The organism is Neptunomonas phycophila (assembly GCF_001922575.1).
Lineage (GTDB): Bacteria > Pseudomonadota > Gammaproteobacteria > Pseudomonadales > Balneatricaceae > Neptunomonas > Neptunomonas phycophila.
Genome location: NZ_MRCI01000002.1, coordinates 92,914 through 111,243 on the forward strand (window position 1 = coordinate 92,914; position 18,330 = coordinate 111,243).

Annotated in this window: 15 protein-coding genes, 5 tRNA genes and 1 riboswitch; of the genes, 8 read left to right on the plus strand and 12 right to left on the minus strand. The window is 46.1% G+C overall.

The features are described 5' to 3' along the window. Window positions 1-33 precede the first annotated feature (33 nt). From BS617_RS14370 to BS617_RS14380, 3 genes are all read right to left on the minus strand, one after another. Window positions 34-597, minus strand: coding sequence for a rhodanese-like domain-containing protein (locus tag BS617_RS14370; protein WP_075173681.1), 564 nt, complete (start codon window positions 595-597; stop codon window positions 34-36). Window positions 598-611: 14 nt separating this feature from the next. After that, a complete protein-coding gene (locus tag BS617_RS14375; protein WP_075173682.1) occupies window positions 612-1,049 on the minus strand; it encodes a DsrE family protein in 438 nt (145 codons plus the stop codon). Between the two features lie 335 nt (window positions 1,050-1,384). After that, window positions 1,385-1,471 (minus strand) — tRNA-Leu (locus BS617_RS14380). Between the two features lie 125 nt (window positions 1,472-1,596). Between BS617_RS14380 and queA the strand changes: the two genes are divergently transcribed. The 7 genes from queA to serB all read left to right on the plus strand — a co-directional run bounded on the left by queA (window position 1,597) and on the right by serB (window position 10,976). Next, the gene (queA, locus tag BS617_RS14385; protein ID WP_075173683.1) at window positions 1,597-2,643 is read left to right on the plus strand and encodes a tRNA preQ1(34) S-adenosylmethionine ribosyltransferase-isomerase QueA; all 1,047 of its coding nucleotides are present in this window, start codon (window positions 1,597-1,599) and stop codon (window positions 2,641-2,643) included. A 14-nt stretch (window positions 2,644-2,657) separates the two neighbouring features. Further along, window positions 2,658-3,779 carry a tRNA guanosine(34) transglycosylase Tgt gene (tgt, locus tag BS617_RS14390; RefSeq protein WP_075173886.1) on the plus strand — a complete coding sequence of 374 codons (1,122 nt, stop codon included), beginning with the start codon at window positions 2,658-2,660 and terminating at the stop codon, window positions 3,777-3,779. A 28-nt stretch (window positions 3,780-3,807) separates the two neighbouring features. Continuing rightward, a complete protein-coding gene (gene yajC, locus BS617_RS14395; protein WP_075173684.1) occupies window positions 3,808-4,140 on the plus strand; it encodes a preprotein translocase subunit YajC in 333 nt (110 codons plus the stop codon). Window positions 4,141-4,201: 61 nt separating this feature from the next. Further along, a complete protein-coding gene (secD, locus tag BS617_RS14400; RefSeq protein ID WP_075173685.1) occupies window positions 4,202-6,055 on the plus strand; it encodes a protein translocase subunit SecD in 1,854 nt (617 codons plus the stop codon). 11 nt (window positions 6,056-6,066) lie between these two features. Beyond that, window positions 6,067-6,993, plus strand: coding sequence for a protein translocase subunit SecF (gene secF / locus BS617_RS14405; RefSeq protein ID WP_075173686.1), 927 nt, complete (start codon window positions 6,067-6,069; stop codon window positions 6,991-6,993). A gap of 87 nt (window positions 6,994-7,080) precedes the next feature. Further along, window positions 7,081-9,663, plus strand: a complete 2,583-nt coding sequence (gene rnr, locus BS617_RS14410) for a ribonuclease R (RefSeq protein WP_075173687.1) — start codon at window positions 7,081-7,083, stop codon at window positions 9,661-9,663. A 95-nt stretch (window positions 9,664-9,758) separates the two neighbouring features. Next, the gene (gene serB, locus BS617_RS14415) at window positions 9,759-10,976 is read left to right on the plus strand and encodes a phosphoserine phosphatase SerB (RefSeq protein ID WP_075173688.1); all 1,218 of its coding nucleotides are present in this window, start codon (window positions 9,759-9,761) and stop codon (window positions 10,974-10,976) included. Between the two features lie 90 nt (window positions 10,977-11,066). Here the strand turns inward: serB and BS617_RS14420 are convergent, their stop codons facing one another. The 5 genes from BS617_RS14420 to BS617_RS14440 form a co-directional block, all read right to left on the minus strand. Further along, window positions 11,067-13,184 carry an EAL domain-containing protein gene (locus BS617_RS14420; protein ID WP_075173689.1) on the minus strand — a complete coding sequence of 706 codons (2,118 nt, stop codon included), beginning with the start codon at window positions 13,182-13,184 and terminating at the stop codon, window positions 11,067-11,069. Window positions 13,185-13,368: 184 nt separating this feature from the next. Further along, window positions 13,369-13,443, minus strand: a tRNA-Gln gene (locus tag BS617_RS14425). Window positions 13,444-13,472: 29 nt separating this feature from the next. Beyond that, a tRNA-Met gene (locus BS617_RS14430) sits at window positions 13,473-13,549 on the minus strand. Window positions 13,550-13,577: 28 nt separating this feature from the next. Continuing rightward, a tRNA-Gln gene (locus BS617_RS14435) sits at window positions 13,578-13,652 on the minus strand. A 12-nt stretch (window positions 13,653-13,664) separates the two neighbouring features. Further along, window positions 13,665-13,741, minus strand: a tRNA-Met gene (locus BS617_RS14440). Window positions 13,742-13,916: 175 nt separating this feature from the next. Beyond that, window positions 13,917-14,067, plus strand: a riboswitch (yybP-ykoY riboswitch). Window positions 14,068-14,100: 33 nt separating this feature from the next. Here BS617_RS14440 and BS617_RS14445 point away from each other — a divergent pair. Next, window positions 14,101-14,670 carry a manganese efflux pump MntP gene (locus tag BS617_RS14445; protein WP_075173690.1) on the plus strand — a complete coding sequence of 190 codons (570 nt, stop codon included), beginning with the start codon at window positions 14,101-14,103 and terminating at the stop codon, window positions 14,668-14,670. Window positions 14,671-14,759: 89 nt separating this feature from the next. On the opposite strand, the gene ychF is transcribed toward BS617_RS14445, so the two are convergent. From ychF to BS617_RS14465, 4 genes are all read right to left on the minus strand, one after another. Further along, the gene (gene ychF / locus BS617_RS14450; protein ID WP_075173691.1) at window positions 14,760-15,851 is read right to left on the minus strand and encodes a redox-regulated ATPase YchF; all 1,092 of its coding nucleotides are present in this window, start codon (window positions 15,849-15,851) and stop codon (window positions 14,760-14,762) included. A gap of 13 nt (window positions 15,852-15,864) precedes the next feature. Continuing rightward, window positions 15,865-16,452 (minus strand): aminoacyl-tRNA hydrolase, encoded by a 588-nt coding sequence (gene pth / locus BS617_RS14455; protein ID WP_075173692.1) that lies wholly within the window; start codon window positions 16,450-16,452, stop codon window positions 15,865-15,867. A gap of 25 nt (window positions 16,453-16,477) precedes the next feature. Beyond that, window positions 16,478-17,074: a 50S ribosomal protein L25/general stress protein Ctc gene (locus tag BS617_RS14460; RefSeq protein ID WP_075173693.1), complete on the minus strand. Its 597-nt coding sequence runs from the start codon at window positions 17,072-17,074 to the stop codon at window positions 16,478-16,480. Between the two features lie 130 nt (window positions 17,075-17,204). Then, window positions 17,205-18,146, minus strand: a complete 942-nt coding sequence (locus BS617_RS14465) for a ribose-phosphate pyrophosphokinase (protein WP_075173694.1) — start codon at window positions 18,144-18,146, stop codon at window positions 17,205-17,207. Between the last annotated feature and the right edge of the window lie 184 nt (window positions 18,147-18,330).

Here is an 18,330-nt window from a genome sequence, read left to right on the forward strand (position 1 = left end):
TAGTTTTTATATCGTCTTGTTGCTGATTTATCATCAGTTTAATGTGCTATCTATACGGAATATTTTATTGGGGTTGGGTTTCGGGTTCCAAGGAAGTTCGGCGTTTTGCCACCCGTTTTGAATGCGAAAACCGGCCTTGTCTCCATTTTTTAGACGGCTTCCTTGGAAGCCGTTAATCATATAGGTTGCATTCGGAAAACCGTTTTGACGCAGAAGTTGAGCGCTTGGTAAGCCTCGCTCGTTTCCGGAGCGACACATGGTGATAATCGTTGCATTTTTATTTAGGCCCTTTTCAAAAAGAGCTTGCTCGACTTGTGCAGCAAACTTGGGATTTTGATAGAGACGAAAGCGTTTGCGTTCAGAGTCCCAGTGATTGCGATCGACCAATAAATACGGAATGTTCACATCAACCTCATCGGTGAATCCGATAAACATTATTTCAATTGGGTCGCGTACATCAATGAATAAGACGTCGGCTCGCTGCATTTGAACAAGATCATAAGTGGCTTTAGGTGTTATGCCTTCGATAGCGGCTGCATGGGCCGCATTTAGAGGTAAATTTATGCTCAACAGTAGAGCGATCAGGTAGGTTTTCATGAAATATTCCTTTTCTAAAAACTAAATACGCGTGTGTTTTTAGCTGTCATTTGTTGGGCTATTTCTGGTGGTGCTGCCACACCAACTCCTTCACGGAGAGCGTCTTTGCTGTGTGAGCTGTTGGGTAAATATAATGCGCAGACGTTAACGCTAGCACCGCCTTTTTGTAGCTTCATCATCATTTGTTCGGGTGTTACATTTTTTGGCTTTAATTGCTTATTATTGGTTGCGTTAAGCGCAAGGTCGCCAGCTTTGTCGCACAGTAAAACGTCAACGTGCGTTCCTTTGTTTTGCATGGCATTACCTAAGACCATGGCCATTCCTTGGGTTTGTAATGAACCGCTGTTCACTATGATGAGTGCTTTATCAATCTGATTATCATTGGCTTGTGATGCTAACGGGGCTGCTAAGATTGATCCGAATAATAGAGCGGTGAGTTTATTGGCTTTCATTAAGTGTACCTATTTTTATCAGTATTAGCTAATTTAGTAAGTTCTAATATAAAAGATACTACTGGTTCATTGCTTCTGTAAAGTATTAGGTGTTTTTTTTTGGGTTAAGTAGCAGGATAAGTTTGGATGGGGTGCGGCTTTCTCCTTCCATTGCGGAGAATATTCCGTAGAGCAGTCTCATTATCTGCTAGCAAGTCGCCGAAGGAGCTGCAGGCAGGTATTTAGGCTGTATTATATCTGTGTGAAGTGTTGAGAATGGCTTGATATACGATTGTGCTAGTAAAGTATGTAGCAGGTGGGTTATTGGCGAGTGCCTAATAACTAATCGAAATGCATGGTACCAGTGGCCGGACTCGAACCGGCACGCTTTTAAGGGCGGGGGATTTTGAATCCCCTGTGTCTACCAATTTCACCACACTGGCATTTCGTGAGGGCGTATTATAGGGATCTTCTTGGGCGCGTCAATGCCTTTTGTCGATATTGAGTGATAATTTTTAATGGGTTGGGTACAATTGCCTGCCTTGTAACCGCCTGCCTGATAGAAAATATGCACGTTAAAGATTTTCAATTCGAATTACCTGAGTCGCTTATCGCAAGTTATCCCCTACCAGAACGAAGCGCTAGTCGTCTTCTATGCCTAGAAGGGAATACAGGTGAGCTAACGCATCGAGTGTTTACCGATGTGCTTGATCTTATTAATCCTAATGATTTAGTCGTTTTTAATAATACGCGCGTTATTCCTGCTCGCTTATTTGGTGAAAAAGCCAGCGGTGGTAAAATCGAGGTGTTAGTAGAGCGTGTTTTAGATGAGCATCGTGTGTTGGCTCATGTGCGTTCGAGTCGGTCACCCAAAGAAGGCGCTGAGCTGTTTTTAGAAGGCGGCATCAAAGCGACTATGGTCGGTCGTCATGAAAACCTGTTTGAGCTTCGTTTTGAAGACGACGATACGGTTCTTAACCTGTTAGAACAGCATGGCCATATTCCGTTACCTCCTTACATGAAACGAGAAGATCAGTTGGATGATCGCGAACGTTATCAAACAGTCTATGGTACTGAGCCGGGTGCTGTCGCGGCGCCTACTGCTGGGTTGCATTTTGATGATAAGTTGCTCGCGTCTTTGGACGCTAAAGGAGTTCAAAAAGCGTTTGTGACCTTGCATGTGGGGGCGGGGACTTTTCAGCCGGTTAAAGTAGATACAATCGAAGAGCATGTAATGCATGCTGAGTATATCGAGGTTGATCAGTCTGTTGTGGATGCGGTGAAAGCAACACGTGAACGTGGTGGTCGAGTGATTGCCGTAGGAACGACCAGTGTCAGAGCGCTAGAGAGTGCTAGCCAGTCGGGAGAAATCGCCCCTTTTTATGGCGATACGTCTATTTTCATTTTCCCGGGTTATAGGTTTAAAAGTGTTGATTGTTTAATCACTAACTTTCACTTGTCCGAGTCAACATTGCTCATGTTGGTGAGCGCTTTTGCTGGCTATGATTATACGATGGCGGCTTATAAAACCGCCGTTGACGAGCAGTACCGTTTTTTTAGTTACGGTGATGCGATGTTTATTACACATAATACAAAACAGTTGGAGGCATCGTGAGCCGTACCTGCTTTATGAATTTTGAAACGACAGCGACAGACGGTAAAGCGCGTCGTGGGCGTTTAACCTTCCCTCGTGGTGTTGTGGAGACTCCAGCTTTTATGCCGGTGGGGACTTATGGCACGGTTAAAGGCATGTTGCCTCGTGATATTGAGGCGACAGGTGCGCATATTATTTTAGGTAATACCTTTCATTTGATGCTGCGCCCTGGCACTGAAATTATTCAGCAACATGGTGATTTGCATGATTTTATGCAATGGAGAGGGCCTATTTTAACGGATTCCGGCGGCTTCCAAGTTTTTAGTCTTGGTAAAATGCGCAAGATCACCGAAGCGGGCGTCGCGTTTCAGTCACCAGTTAATGGCTCCAAGGTGTTTATCGACCCTGAACGCTCAATGCAGGTTCAGCGCGAGCTGGGTTCAGACATCGTTATGATTTTTGATGAGTGTACGCCTTACCCTGCGACCGAAACTGAAGCGGCCGCGTCAATGCGCTTATCATTACGTTGGGCGAAACGGTCAAAAGAGGCACATGGCGATAGCCCATCAGCGTTGTTTGGTATTATCCAAGGCGGTATGTACGAACACTTACGGGATGAATCGTTGGCGGGCTTAACGGATATTGGCTTTGATGGTTATGCCATTGGCGGTTTGTCGGTAGGTGAGCCTAAAGACGAAATGATCAATGTATTGGATCATTTGGCGTATAAGATGCCTGAGGATAAACCGCGCTATTTGATGGGTGTGGGTAAACCAGAAGATCTAGTAGAAGGCGTGCGCCGTGGTGTCGATATGTTCGATTGTGTTATGCCAACACGTAACGCCCGAAATGGTCACCTGTTTACGGATACGGGGGTTGTAAAACTCAGAAATGCCTCCAATAAAACAGATACACGTCCATTGGATGAAACCTGTGATTGTTATACCTGTCAGAACTTCAGTCGGGCTTATCTTCACCATCTTGATAAGTGCCACGAAATTCTGGGGTCTCAGCTAAATACCATTCATAACTTACGCTTTTACCAGCGGGTGATGACAGGTTTGCGTGAGGCAATTGAACAAGGTAAATTGGACGCCTTTGTAACCGAGTTCTACCGCAAACGGGGTATGGAAGTGCCGCCGTTAGCAGAAAACTAAAATGAATAAACACATCTTTGGAGTAATGATGAGCTTCTTAATTTCCCCTGCGTACGCTGAAGGCGCTGCTGCAGCGCCAATGGACTCAGGTCTATTTAACATTATCTTTTTGCTGGGCTTTGGTCTGATCTTCTACTTCTTTATGTGGCGTCCGCAAGCAAAGCGTGCCAAAGAGCATAAAGCATTGATTGCTGGCATCTCTAAAGGTGACGAAGTCTTAACAGCAGGCGGCATTCTAGGCAAAGTAGTCAAAACAAATGACGACTACGTAGTATTGGAAGTGAGTGAAGGTACTGAGCTAACGTTCCAAAAAGCTCATGTAGCGGCAGCTCTTCCGAAGGGTACTATCAAAAGTATCTAAGCTGTTTTCTTTTTAAGCGCCACTTAATGTGGCGCTTTGTTTGTTTAAAGGACCGGGCACAATGCTCAACCGTTATCCCCTCTGGAAAAATTGTCTCATCATTTTGGTTGTTTTGTTTGGCGCATTGTACGCCTCTCCAAACTTCTTCCCTGAAGACTATGCCGTGCAGGTTTCAGGCACACGCGATGTTTATCAAGTAGATCAGTCAACGTTAGACCGTGTGACTGCTGCATTGAAACGTGAGAATGTAAACTTTAAATCTGCAGAAGTAGCCGAAGGCAGTGCACTGATTCGCGTTGCTAACAGCGAAGACCAGCTTAAAGCGAAAGCAATCACGGCGAGTGTGGTCGGCGAGAATTATGTGGTCGCGCTTAATTTGGCGGCTACAACGCCTGAGTGGTTAACTAGCATTGGTGCTGGCCCGATGAAACTAGGCTTGGACTTGCGTGGTGGTGTTCACTTTTTATTAGAAGTGGATATGGTTCAAGCGGTTTCACAACGTCTTGATGTATATGTCTCTGAAATCAAAACAAAATTGCGATCTGAAAAGCTACGCTACCGTTCAGTTGAACATAAGGCTGATGGGAGCTTGTCGATTAAGTTTGCAGATGCAGAATCACGTGATGAGGCTCAAAACTTATTGCGCCGCGATTATGTTGAGTTTCTGACAACAACAGAAGAAGCCGATGGTGCTTACTTTGTTAACGTTACGTTGACTGAGCAGACGGTTAAAGACATCGAAGATTACGCTATTAAGCAAAACTTAACTATTTTACGTAACCGTGTTAACGAATTAGGTGTGGCTGAGCCGCTAGTGCAGCGCCAAGGTCGTAACCGCATTGTTGTCCAGTTGCCCGGTGTTCAAGATGCCGCTGCAGCGAAGCGTATTATCGGTAAAACGGCAAACTTGGAGTTCCGCTTGGAGGCAACGCCAAATACTAACCGTGCGCTTACCGATACGTATGAGTTCCGCAGCGAGCCAGGACGTCGTGCAACGCTAGAGAAAGATATCATCATCAGTGGCGCAAGTGTGGCAAACGCGCAAGCCAGCTTTGATGAGAATGGTCAGCCTCAAGTGTCTATTACCCTAGACAGTAAAGGTGGGCAATTAATGAACCGTACCACGCGCGATGCCGTTCAACGACGCATGGCGGTTATCTTTGTAGAAAACAAAGCGCGTATCATTAATGAGACGGTTGATGGTCAACAAGTCGAAAAGCGTATTCCTTACGTTGAAAAGAAAATTATTTCGCTAGCGACTATTCAGTCTGTACTGGGTAACCAGTTTCGTATTACGGGCTTGGATGGCGCGGGCGAATCGTCGGAATTAGCACTACTTTTACGTGCCGGTGCTTTAGCTGCCCCTATTTATTTCGTAGAAGAGCGGACGGTCGGTCCTAGCTTGGGTGCAGAGAATATCAAGCAAGGTGTTATCTCGGTTGAGATAGGCTTCGCACTCGTGTTGGTCTTCATGTTAGCGGTGTATCGAATGTTTGGCTTTTTGGCGAACATCGCACTGTGTACAAACTTGTTGTTGTTGGTTGCTGTTATGTCGATTTTATCGGCAACGCTCACTTTGCCGGGTATCGCAGGCATTGTATTAACTGTCGGTATGGCTGTTGATGCTAACGTGCTGATATTTGCGCGGATAAAAGAAGAGCTTAAAAACGGTATTCCGCCGCAATCGGCAATCAATGCTGGTTTTGAGCGAGCCTTTACCACGATTTTTGATGCGAACATCACTACGCTTTTGGCGGCCGTTATCTTGTTTGCAATGGGTACCGGGCCTGTTAAAGGCTTTGCTATTACCTTATCGGTGGGCATTATCACATCGATGTTTACGGCAATTGTGGTGACACGTGCACTGGTTAACCTAGTGTATGGTGGTCGTCAGATTAAGAAACTTTCAATTTAAGGTGCATGAAGATGTCTGAGAACGCAAAAGTGTACAACTTCATGGGGCTACGAAAGTTAGCCATTTTCTTATCGGCTGCGATGTTGATTGTCGCAATCGGGTCTTTAGCGGTTAATGGCTTGAAATTCGGTTTGGATTTTACCGGTGGTAGTCTGGTAGAAGTTGGATATGAAACCGAGGCTGATCTGTCAAAGATCCATGATCAGTTAAGTGCTGCGGGTTTTGATGATGCCGTTGTTCAAACGTTTGGCGCGCTTAATGACGTGCTGATTCGCTTGGGTGCTGATCATGACCCTCAGTTAGGCGACAAAGTACTGCAAGCCCTGCAAGAAGGGGAAACGCAAACGATCGAACTTCGTCGTAATGAATTTGTTGGCTCACAAGTCGGCGAAGAGTTACGTGAACAAGGTGGGCTTGGCTTGCTGCTCGCCTTGTTTATGATCATGGTATATGTGGCTTTCCGCTTCCAGATGAAGTTCTCATTGGGTGCTGTGCTTGCCTTGACGCATGATGTGATTATTGTGTTGGGCTTTTTTGCACTGTTCCGATTAGACTTTGATTTAACGGTATTGGCGGGTGTCTTAGCGGTAATTGGTTATTCCCTTAACGATACGATCGTGGTTTATGACCGTATTCGTGAGAACTTTCGCAAGGTGCGTAAAGGTTCACCAACGGAAATTATCAACATTTCACTAACTCAAACACTCGACCGGACGTTGATGACCTCGTTCACTACGTTGCTGGTGTTGATCGCCTTGGCAGTATTTGGTGGTGAAATGATTCGTGGTTTTGCGGTTTCTTTGTTAGTGGGTATTACCGTGGGTACGTACTCATCGATCTATGTAGCTGCCAATTTATTAATTATGTTGGGCATCTGCAAAGAAGATTTAATGCCACCCCCTAAAGAAGAAAACGAAGCGATTGATGAGCTTCCTTAAATTGAATAAACAGGCCGGCATCTTGCTGGCCTGTTTGTTTATAACCATACTGTCATCATTAAGCGCGTCATACGGAATAAGAAAGCTATGAATAAAGAGTGGATGGATAAAGACCCAGCAGCACAACGAGAAGCACAAAATTACGAGAATCCGGTACCAAGTCGAGAGTATTTATTAGATTTTCTGCTGCAGTGGGGTAAACCAATTACGCACCCTCGTGTATGCCAAGAATTAAATATTCATGATGAAGATTCGGTGGAAGGTGTCTCTCGGCGCTTAAAAGCGATGTGTCGTGACGGTCAGTTAATGTCCAACCGCAAGAATGAATTCTGTTTGCTGCGTAAAATGGATCTAATCCCAGGGCGTGTTATTGGGCATCGCGATGGCTTTGGCTTTGTACAGCCGGATAAAGGGGGTGACGACTTATTTCTTAGCCCTCGCCAAATGCGCCAAGTGTTTGATGGTGATCGCGTGGTTGTTCAAGAGGTTGGAAAAGACCAGCGAGGCCGCCGTGAAGGTAAAATCATCGAAGTGCTTGAGCATAATACGCACAAGCTGGTAGGCCGGTTTAAAGGTGAAAATGGCTTTGGTAATTTACAGCCAGAAAATCAGCGAATCGCTCAGCAAGTGATGGTTATTGCTGATCCAGACAGTGGCTTGAAGTATGAGAATGATCAGTTAGTGATACTAGAAATCACTCAACAACCTGGCAAACGTAATATGCCGCAAGGTAAGGTAGTTGAAGTCTTGGGTGATCATATGGCACCGGGTATGGAAATAACGGTGGCTATACACAACTACGGCATACCTGAAGAGTGGCCAGAAGCGGTCAAGCAAGAGATAGGCGACTTAAAACCTGAGGTTGAAGAGTCCGCAAAAACAAACCGCATCGATCTGCGCGATTTACCCTTGGTGACCATTGATGGCGAAGATGCGCGCGACTTTGACGATGCGGTATACGCTGAGCGTAAGCGCAGCGGTGGATGGCGTTTGTGGGTCGCTATTGCTGATGTGTCTTGGTATGTAAGGCCGGGTACAGAACTAGATATGGAAGCTCACAAGCGAGGTAACTCGGTTTACTTTCCTGAATTTGTTGTACCTATGTTGCCAGAACTATTATCCAATGGGTTGTGTTCGCTCAACCCCAATGTTGATCGTTTGGCGATGGTCTGTGAGATGACGATTAGTGATGCAGGCAATATGTCTGGCTATCAGTTTTACGAGGCGGTTATCCAATCCAAAGCTCGCCTCACTTACACCAAAGTGGGTAAGATACTAACCGAAGCTGATACAGAAGAAGGCCATCAACTGCGTCAAGAATATGCCGAGCAAGTTCCTCATTTAGAAACGCTACATAGCTTGTACGATACATTGCGACGCACGCGAGAAATCCGCGGAGCGATGGATTTTGATACGACTGAAAGCCGTATAGTTTTTAGTGATCAGCGCAAAATTGAGAAGATAGTACCGGTTGTGCGAAATGATGCACATAAGCTGATTGAAGAATGTATGCTGTGTGCCAATGTTGCTACCGCTCGGTTTTTGAGTGCCGCTGAAATTCCGACCTTGTACCGCGTTCATGATGGACCAAAGCCTGCCCGTTTAGAAAACTTGCGTGCCTATCTGGCGGAGTTAGGTCTGAACCTGTCCGGTGGTGATGATCCTGAGCCGACAGATTACCAGCAGTTAGCAGAATGGATCAAAGACCGCCCAGATAGACATATTATCCAAACCATGATGCTGCGTTCGATGGCTCAAGCGGTTTATACGCCAGAGAATAATGGTCACTTTGGTTTGGCTTATTCGGCCTATACGCATTTCACATCGCCTATACGCCGTTATCCTGATTTGCTTGTGCATCGTGCTATTCGTGCGTTGATACATTCGGGAGCTCAAAAGCGGAGCATTAAACGTCCTGATAATTTTGTTTTAAATCCTGATTTTGCTTACCGTTATAATACAGAGCAGGTGATTCAATTAGGTGAGCATTGCTCAATGACTGAACGTCGTGCTGATGATGCGACACGTGATGTTGTCTCATGGTTAAAGTGCGAATTTATGCAAAACCATGTCGGCTCAGAGTTTGATGGTGTGGTATCGGCAGTCACCGGTTTTGGTTTGTTTGTGGAGCTGGAGTCTGTCTTCATTGAGGGGCTTATCCATATTACAGGCTTACCCAGTGATTATTACCAATTCGATGCGGCCAAACAGCGTTTGGTGGGTGAGCGCACGCGTAAAGTCTTCAAACTAGGTGATCGCCTACGTGTGCTGGTTGCCGGTGTTAACCTTGATGATCGCAAAATAGACTTCGAATTGGTCGAAGTGCTTGATACTCGTAAGTCTAAAGCGGCCCCTGTTAGTAAAAGGCAGTTGCTTGCAGAAGGTAAAATAGGACCGTCTGATGAAAAGCGCTCTTCTCGATCGAATTCGGGGCGTTCTACTACAAGAAATAGTAGCAAAAAGCCGAAAAGCAGCGCCAAAGGTGGAGCAAAAAGTGGTGCTAAAAGCGCCACAAAGAGCAAACCCAGCGGTGCAAATTTGTCGGCTGCTGAACGCGAAGTTACTTCGGTCGCTAAAGGAGCGAAAGGTAAGAGTAATAAAGCACGTAAGCGTGTGGCTAAAAAGCCAAAAAGCCGCTCTTCTGCGGGTAATGGCCCAGCTAAGCGTTAGCCGTTAGTGCTTGTTATTATTTGTAACGCGTTGGGTGTTATACTCCGGCGCGTTTTTTAATTTATAACTACATGAGTAATTAAAACCGGTTGTCCATGAAAGAGATTATTCTGCTTACTATTTCCGGCGAAGATAAGCCGGGTGTTACGTCTAGTATTACGCAAATTCTAGCGGGTTTTCAGGTCAACGTACTCGATATCGGACAGGCTGTTATTCATAACACTCTATCCTTAGGTATTTTGATCGAAGTACCCAAGTCGGCTGAATCCTCTCCAATTTTGCGTGACTTGCTCTTTAAAGCACATGCAATGGATATGAAAGTTCGTTTTCAGCCAATCGATGAAGCAGATTACGAAGAGTGGGTACTTGCTCAAGGAAAATCGCGCCATATTATTACCTTGCTTGCCCGCAAAGTTACCGCTGATCATATTGCTGTAGTTACAGATATAGCCGCACGCCATGGTCTCAATATCGATAAAATTACGCGCTTGTCCGGTCGTCTATCATTAGACGATGATGCTTCTACTCGCAATAAAGCTTGTGTCGAATTTTCGGTACGGGGGGCGTCGGGTGATATGTCTCAGCTGCGGGGCGAGTTTCTACATGCCGCCAGCGAGCTTGATGTGGATATAGCCTTTCAAGAAGATAATATTTACCGCCGCAACCGTCGCCTTGTTGTGTTTGATATGGACTCTACTTTAATTGAAGCCGAAGTGATTGATGAGCTTGCAAAAGAAGCCGGTGTCGGTGAGCAAGTGTCTGAAATAACAGAAGCGGCTATGCGTGGCGAAATTGACTTTAACGAAAGCTTCAGGCGCCGCGTTGGATTGCTCAAGGGCTTGGATGCAAGCGTTTTAGAGTCTGTAGCAGCGCGCTTACCTATGACTGAGGGAGCAGAGTCGTTGGTATCGCACTTAAAAGCGCTAGGTTATAAAACCGCAATTTTATCGGGTGGCTTTACGTATTTTGCAGAACACTTGCAGGCCAAACTCGGGTTTGATTATGTGTATGCGAACCAGTTAGATATTGTTGATGGTGTAGTGACCGGTGAAGTGACGGGGGAAATCGTAAACGGTGAGCGCAAAGCTGCTTTGTTGCGTGAGCTCGCGATTAAAGAAGGGATTAGTCTTGAGCAAACCATTGCTGTGGGCGACGGTGCCAACGATTTGCCTATGCTTTCCATTGCAGGTTTAGGTATCGCCTTTAGAGCGAAGCCGTTAGTGCGCCAGAGTGCTAAGCAGGCTATTTCTACGCTGGGTCTTGATGGAATTTTGTATCTGATTGGCTTTAGAGATCGGGATGCTGCTCTATAGTGGTATTGTTACGCAGTGGTTATAAAAAAACCGGCTTTCTAGCCGGTTTTTTATTGCCTTAATTTGGGAGTATTTTAAGCGCTCTGCTAGTTACTCCTCAAAAAAGTCATAATTCATTTGATCCATGGGGGGCTGTAAATAATAGCCTTGGATTAATCCCACACCAGACTTCCATAGTCGGCCCATTACTTTTGGGTTTTCGACTAACGGGGCAATGGTAATCATGCCTGCACTGTTTAGTTTTTCTATCATAGCGTCAAACGGAGATTCAGGATCGTCTTCGTTTGTTAGGTCTTGTACTAGCGCTCCGTCGATCTTAATGTAATCAGCATTGATCTGTTTAACAATTTGCTCTGCATTAGGCGACGAGCCATGATGTTTAATGCATACCAAGCAGTTTAGTTTTCGTAAGCCAGCGGTAATAATTTTGGCTTGGCTAATGTTGATTGAGCAATCACTCTCGCTAAATTGAAATACTAAATGATTGGCAGGTATGCGGTATTCTCTGAGCAAAGCGGCTAACCAGTTTAAAAGGTCAGGGTCGCGCCATGTGCGGTCCGTTAAGCTAATAAAAATGCGATGTTTGGCATTTTGGTTTAGCTCATGTCGCAAGCGCTTAATAACTTCTAAGATTACCCATCGGTCCATCATGATACTTAATTCTGGGCTTTCGATCGTATCAAAGAATAATGCGGGCGATAGCTCATTGTCATCATCGTCTAGCAGGCGTAAGAGCGCCTCGTAATGGCTCATTGAGCTAGAGTATGACAAAGGCACGACAGGTTGGAAAAGCAGCTTAAACTGCTGGTTGACGACCGCCTGGCGCATGTTCTCCAATTTAGTGCTGCTTGGCGCTTCGCTTGGGCTTTTGTCGGGGACGTAGAGCATAACCCCATTACCGCTCTTAACATTTTCGGCAGCGGTGTGGGCGCGTTCAATAATTTTGTGTGTGCCAGGTGAGGCATCGGTAATGGTAGCTACGCCGATTGAGCAGGATGTAGGTAGATGGCTTTTTGAAAAAATACACTCAATGTCGGCTATCTTTTTGCAAAGTGATCTTGCTAGCTCCACAGCCTTATCGGCACTGGGGTCCCTAAAAATGATGAGGAAGGAGTCATCGGTCAAGCGAGCTTTGATATGCACGGGGTTTAGCTCGTGTTTGAGCGTATCGGCGATGTCGCGTGCAAGATGATTGCAAGCGTCAGTTCCAAACTCTGATCGTACTTTTTGGAACTTATCGACCTGAATATACATTAGATTGCAATCATGGCCGCCATCTAAGGCTGCCTGCAGCGTTTCATCGAGTCTGCGTAGAATAAATTCGGTGTTGAATAACCCTGTAATGGGGTCGTGTTCAGCAAAGCTTTTGCTCGTTTCTGGTAGTGACTCAGCCCGTACTGTCACTTGCACGCAATTTTGGTGATTTAAACGGGTCTCTTGAAGTTCTATATGAGCGTTAAAGTTTGATTCGTCCGCTCGCCGCGCAGTCAGTTGGAAAATAAGCTCTTTTAGGCGGCCTTCCGTAAAGGTTTTGACCTGTTCAAAGAGTTCTTCACGGTCTTCGTGAACTACGAAAAAGTCGATAGGTTTGCCTTTAAGCTTTTCGGGGGCCTCGTAGCCAAAAATTTGAGCAAAGCTGTTGTTGGCTAACAGCAACTGAGAGGCATCGAAATAAGCGATGGCGAGTGTTGAGCGCTCCATGAGCAGCCGACAACGCTTTTCGGCTTCGTTTAACAGAGCCTCCGCTTGTCGCATACGGCGTCGGTTCTCTAGGTGTTCTAGTTCTCGGCGGATGGTGATTAACAGTAACTCTTTTTCGTCGAGAGGTACCACCGCCTGCATATTGGACTTTAAGCCTTGGAGTAATAGACGGCTGTCGGGGTGCGTAACCAGTTGAATGACGGGAATGTCTTTGTCTAACCGTTTGAGGTTCTGAATAGCCTGTTTGGCGGTAAAGTCTTCGCGGTCAGGAGTGCAAATCAATAAATCCCAAGAGCGCTCAGACAAGGCCTCTAAAAAATCATTTTGTGTCAATATTTGGCGGCCGCGTGGGGCAAGGCGTGCGCCACGGAGCAGCGAAATGATGGGGTCCATCTCTTCTGGACGTAAACCTAAAAAGAGCAGCTGTACGTTTTTGCGCAAGCGCTGTTGACGCTGATTTGACAAGCGCTGCAGCAGTGCATCAGACGTAGTCGTTGCCTCTTTCATGTGATGATATCCTATCCCAAATCCATTAATGAACTCAGACAAGTGTATCTTGTTTAAATTCATGTGTCAGGCGCATAAATAGTGGATAAAGAAGGAAATTATATAAAAATGTAACTGAATAGAAGCAATAAAATTGTGCAGAAAAGTAATAAATATTGAGGAAGGTGTTAAAGCAATGAAGAGATGGCAGGGGTAGCAGGATTCGAACCTGCGCATGACGGGATCAAAACCCGTTGCCTTACCGCTTGGCTATACCCCTATATTGTAATTGCATACTTGCGATGCAAATGGTGGCAATGGCGGGACTCGAACCTGCGACCCACGCATTATGAATGCGTTGCTCTAACCAGCTGAGCTACATTGCCAGATTTTAGACCATCTTGATGATAAAAATGGCAGGGGTAGCAGGATTCGAACCTGCGCATGACGGGATCAAAACCCGTTGCCTTACCGCTTGGCTATACCCCTAAAATCTTCAAATGGTGGCAATGGCGGGATTTGAACCTGCGACCCACGCATTATGAATGCGTTGCTCTAACCAACTGAGCTACATTGCCTTGTCCATTTGAGGCGCGCATTATTCGCTTTTTTTTGAAGTCTGTCAACAGTAATGCGGTAAAAAAGTGTCTGATTTTCCTAGAGAAGCTGTCTTAAAAATTTACGGGTATATCTGCTGTGCTGGAGCCTCTTGTGTCGTGTCAATGTCTATACTTTTTGGCGTTGAGTCGTTAGCATAGGTGCCCTCTTTGGGGAGTAACCTGCTTCTGCATTGTGGTAGAAGTGTCCGTATCAACATTCTTGGCCTGCATGGCCATGGTGCGGTCGCCTGTTTAGGTTGGTGAGACCAACGATGAATCTGTAAGTACGGTTAGGCGTACAGGTTTGTCGTGGACTCAGCCTAGCCGGTAGTAACGTTATGAACCTCATCTCACTTTTTTTCCTTTCTTTGGCTATGTCGGCCGATGCTTTTGCAGCGGCGCTTGGCAAAGGCGCTACTCTGCAAAAGCCCCGTTTGCGTGATGCTTTGCGTATGGGAGTAATTTTTGGTTGTGTTGAAGGGCTAACCCCGCTAATAGGCTGGCTGGTTGGCTATGCAGCGCTACAATATGTTGAAGCTTGGGATCATTGGGTCGCTTTTTTTCTGCTGCTAGGGCTTGGGCTTCATATGATCTATGAGGGTATGAAAATAGATTCTAGTGAGCAGGATAAGGCATCAGAATCACATAGCTTTATGTTATTGGCTCTAACTGCTGTAGCTACAAGCATTGATGCGCTTGCTGTGGGGATGGGTCTGGCTTTTGTTGATGTGAATATTGTACTGGCGGCCATTATGATTGGCTCTGCCACCTGTATTATGGTGACGGTTGGTGTTATGGCTGGTCGCTTGCTGGGTAGGGCGATAGGGCGGCGAGCAGAAGTGGTAGGCGGCGTTGTGTTGATACTAATTGGCGCTGCTATTGTATACGAACATGTATTCGCTGCCTGAGTTTTCACAGGCACAGAAACTACATAAAAAATGGGCGCTACCTAATTGATAGGTAGCGCCCATTTCATAGTTCTAGAATTTATACGTGGTTAGACGTTAAAACGGAAGTGGACCACATCACCGTCTTTCACGATATATTCTTTACCTTCCAGACGCCATTTACCGGCATCCTTTGCACCTTGCTCGCCTTTAAACGCAATAAAGTCGTCGTAAGCGATGACTTCTGCACGGATAAAGCCTTTCTCGAAGTCTGTGTGGATAACGGCGGCTGCTTTTGGCGCTGTCGCACCGATTTGTACAGTCCAAGCGCGAACTTCTTTGACGCCAGCCGTAAAGTAGGTTTGTAAGCCTAGCAGTTCATAACCAGCGCGGATAACACGGTCTAAGCCGGGTTCTTCCATGCCTAAATCTTGCAAGAACTCTTGCTTCTCTTCTTCATCTAGCTCGGCTATTTCTGCTTCTAGCTTGTTGCAGATCGCAACAACTTCAGCGCCTTCTTCAGCTGCTAATTTGCGAACTGTCTCAAGGTGAGCGTTATCTTCAAAGCCGTCTTCATCTACGTTAGCGATGTACATTGTTGGCTTGATGGTGAGTAGGTGGAAGGTTTTAACAACCTTTAGCTCGTCATCAGTAAATGCCATTGAACGTGCGGCTTTGCCTTCTTCTAAATGCGGCTTAATGCGCTCTAGTAGTTCTTTGGAACGCACGGCATCTTTATCGCCACCTTTTGCTTGCTTTTGCAGGCGCAGGATCTGCTTCTCTACAGAATCCAAATCAGCTAAGGCAAGTTCGAGGTTGATCGTTTCAATATCGTTGATTGGGTCAATGCGGTTGGCCACATGGATTACGTTGTCGTCTTCAAAGCAGCGGACAACATGCGCAATGGCATCGGTTTCGCGGATATTAGCTAGGAACTTGTTACCAAGACCTTCACCCTTAGAAGCGCCTGCGACCAGGCCTGCAATATCCACAAACTCCATAGTCGTTGGTACAACGCGTTCAGGGCTGACAATCTCAGCTAGAGCGTCCAAGCGGCTATCAGGCATTGGGACGATGCCTGAGTTTGGTTCAATGGTACAGAACGGGAAGTTCTCGGCATCAATGCCTGCTTTTGTTAATGCATTAAAAAGCGTTGATTTACCTACGTTTGGTAGGCCGACGATGCCACATTTAAAACCCATAGTTATACCTTAATTAGCCTTTAAAGCTGTGCAGTTTATTCATTGCCTGAGCCCAGTTTCCGCTAATCGCTTCGGGGAGATGAAAAAGAGATTCATCGATCGCCGCTTGCGATTTGGAACGTTCTGAGACGGGAGCTTTTGTCAAAACGAATCCGGCAACATCTTTTGCTTGGCCTGGGTGTCCAATGCCAATGCGTAGCCGGTAAAAATTCTTGTTATTCCCTAAACGGCTAATAATATCGCGTAAACCGTTGTGCCCGCCATGACCACCGCCTTGCTTGAAGCGAGCGATACCCGGAGGTAGGTCAAGCTCGTCATGTGCAACAAGAATGCTTTCGGGGGGAATTTTATAAAAGTTAGCTACCGCAGCTACTGATTGTCCACTGAGGTTCATAAACGTAGTGGGGATCAACAAGTGTACGGTTTGATTGCCCAACTGGGCTTTTCCGTAGCGGCCAAAAAACTTCTTGTCCGTTTGGAGGGAAGTGAGTTGTCGAGCAGCTAGCTGCTCGACAAACTCAGCCCCAGCATTATGACGGGTCTGCTCGTATTGGGAACCGGGGTTGCCGAGTCCGACAATAAGCTGAATAGAGTCTTTCATGCTGGGTATATAGTCCTAAGGCGAATTAGCTCGCTTTAGCACCACGTGGAGAGTAAACGTAGCCGATACCTTGGTCATAGTCTTCACCACGACGCAGAGTAGCGATTTCAACGCCTTCTGGCAGAGAGATGTCTGACAAGTGAAGGATTTGAGTTGGAGCTACGTTAGACAGATCAACAGTTACAACTTCTGGTAGATCTTTTGGCAAGCAAAGGATTTCTACTACGTTAGCTTCAACAGCGAATTTAGCCGCATTTTTAGAAGCAGCCGATTTTTCAAAGTTGATGAAGCTGATTGGAACGTTGATTTTGATCTTTTGATCTGCAGCAATACGCTGGAAGTCAGCATGTAAGATAGCTGGCTTAGCAGGGTGACGTTGTAGATCTTTGATGATCACTTGAGTCTCTTTGCCATCCAGAGCAACAGTAAGGATAGAAGAGAAGAAAGTTTGATCGTCAAGTTGCTTGATTAGATCTTTGTTAACCAAAGAAATAGCAACAGGTGCTTCATCTGCTGTGCCACCGTAAACAACGGCAGGAACCAGACCTTCGCGACGCAGGCGGCGGCTCGCACCTTTCCCCTGATCTTCACGAGAGATAGCATTTAATACAAAGTTAGACATTTGAATACCTATAAATTACAAACTGTAAGACTCCGCGACCAGAGCGATTTACAGCGATTTTTAAATGGTTTTCCACTGTATGGTGGTTAACCGCATGTGCCCATGTGGGCATCTTTAAGCGGATGTTCGTTTAACGGAACATCGCGCTGATAGATTCTTCGTTGCATACACGGCGTACCGCTTCAGCCAACATTGGGGCCAGCGTTAATTGGCGAATGTTAGCGCATGCTTGTGCTTCTTTAGACAATGGGATTGTATCAGTAACCACTAACTCATCTAACTGTGAGTTGGTGATGTTTTCGATAGCCGGGCCAGAGAGTACGGCGTGTGTAGCATAAGCAACAACGCGAGCGGCGCCGTTTGCTTTGAGTGCTTTAGCCGCTTTGCACAATGTGCCAGCGGTGTCACACATGTCGTCTACCAATATGCAAGTACGGCCTTCGACGTCACCGATGATGTTCATGACTTGTGATTCGTTAGCACGTTCACGACGTTTGTCGATGATAGCGAGATCGCAGTCCAATTGCTTCGCTACTGCTCGAGCACGTACAACACCACCCACGTCTGGAGAAACAACCATAGGGTTTTCGTATTGCTGATCAATAATGTCGTCAAGTAATACAGGTGAGCCGTAAACGTTATCAACAGGGACAGAGAAGAAGCCCTGGATTTGGTCGGCATGTAAATCAACAGTCAATACACGGTCGATGCCAACAGCTGACATCATATCAGCAACCACTTTTGCACTGATAGCAACACGAGCAGAGCGCGGGCGACGATCTTGACGAGCGTAACCAAAGTAAGGCACAACGGCTGTGATACGTGTGGCTGAAGCGCGGCGAAGCGCATCGGCTAGCACAATCATTTCCATCAAGTTGTCATTGGTGGGTGCGCACGTTGACTGGATAATAAAAACGTCTTTACCACGAACGTTTTCTTGGATCTCTACGCTAACTTCACCATCGCTAAAACGGGCTACGTGAGCTTTACCCATTGGGATGTCGAGTCGTTCTACGACTTTAAGGCCCAGTTCGGGGTTTGCATTCCCGGTGAATACCATCATTTTAGACATGGAGACTACCTTCTTGGACTGTTCGGTATTGGAGTTCATGGTTGGGAGTTCTTAGTTAACATTTGGCAGGGGTTTGGGCCGAATTTACCGTGTAAATTACAATCCACTATCGTATTGCATAGCAACACCCCTATATCCTCAGGTTTTCTCCCTGAAAAATGAGGGCGCTATTCTCTTAAAAAGC

Bases quoted from the DNA above. Each gene is read 5' to 3' on its own strand.
- BS617_RS14370 (WP_075173681.1), bottom strand. From the start codon at position 597: ATGAAAACCTACCTGATCGCTCTACTGTTGAGCATAAATTTACCTCTA.
- BS617_RS14375 (WP_075173682.1), bottom strand. From the start codon at position 1,049: ATGAAAGCCAATAAACTCACCGCTCTATTATTCGGATCAATCTTAGCA.
- queA (WP_075173683.1), top strand. From the start codon at position 1,597: ATGCACGTTAAAGATTTTCAATTCGAATTACCTGAGTCGCTTATCGCA.
- tgt (WP_075173886.1), top strand. From the start codon at position 2,658: ATGAATTTTGAAACGACAGCGACAGACGGTAAAGCGCGTCGTGGGCGT.
- yajC (WP_075173684.1), top strand. From the start codon at position 3,808: ATGAGCTTCTTAATTTCCCCTGCGTACGCTGAAGGCGCTGCTGCAGCG.
- secD (WP_075173685.1), top strand. From the start codon at position 4,202: ATGCTCAACCGTTATCCCCTCTGGAAAAATTGTCTCATCATTTTGGTT.
- secF (WP_075173686.1), top strand. From the start codon at position 6,067: ATGTCTGAGAACGCAAAAGTGTACAACTTCATGGGGCTACGAAAGTTA.
- rnr (WP_075173687.1), top strand. From the start codon at position 7,081: ATGAATAAAGAGTGGATGGATAAAGACCCAGCAGCACAACGAGAAGCA.
- serB (WP_075173688.1), top strand. From the start codon at position 9,759: ATGAAAGAGATTATTCTGCTTACTATTTCCGGCGAAGATAAGCCGGGT.
- BS617_RS14420 (WP_075173689.1), bottom strand. From the start codon at position 13,184: ATGAAAGAGGCAACGACTACGTCTGATGCACTGCTGCAGCGCTTGTCA.
- BS617_RS14445 (WP_075173690.1), top strand. From the start codon at position 14,101: ATGAACCTCATCTCACTTTTTTTCCTTTCTTTGGCTATGTCGGCCGAT.
- ychF (WP_075173691.1), bottom strand. From the start codon at position 15,851: ATGGGTTTTAAATGTGGCATCGTCGGCCTACCAAACGTAGGTAAATCA.
- pth (WP_075173692.1), bottom strand. From the start codon at position 16,452: ATGAAAGACTCTATTCAGCTTATTGTCGGACTCGGCAACCCCGGTTCC.
- BS617_RS14460 (WP_075173693.1), bottom strand. From the start codon at position 17,074: ATGTCTAACTTTGTATTAAATGCTATCTCTCGTGAAGATCAGGGGAAA.
- BS617_RS14465 (WP_075173694.1), bottom strand. From the start codon at position 18,146: ATGTCTAAAATGATGGTATTCACCGGGAATGCAAACCCCGAACTGGGC.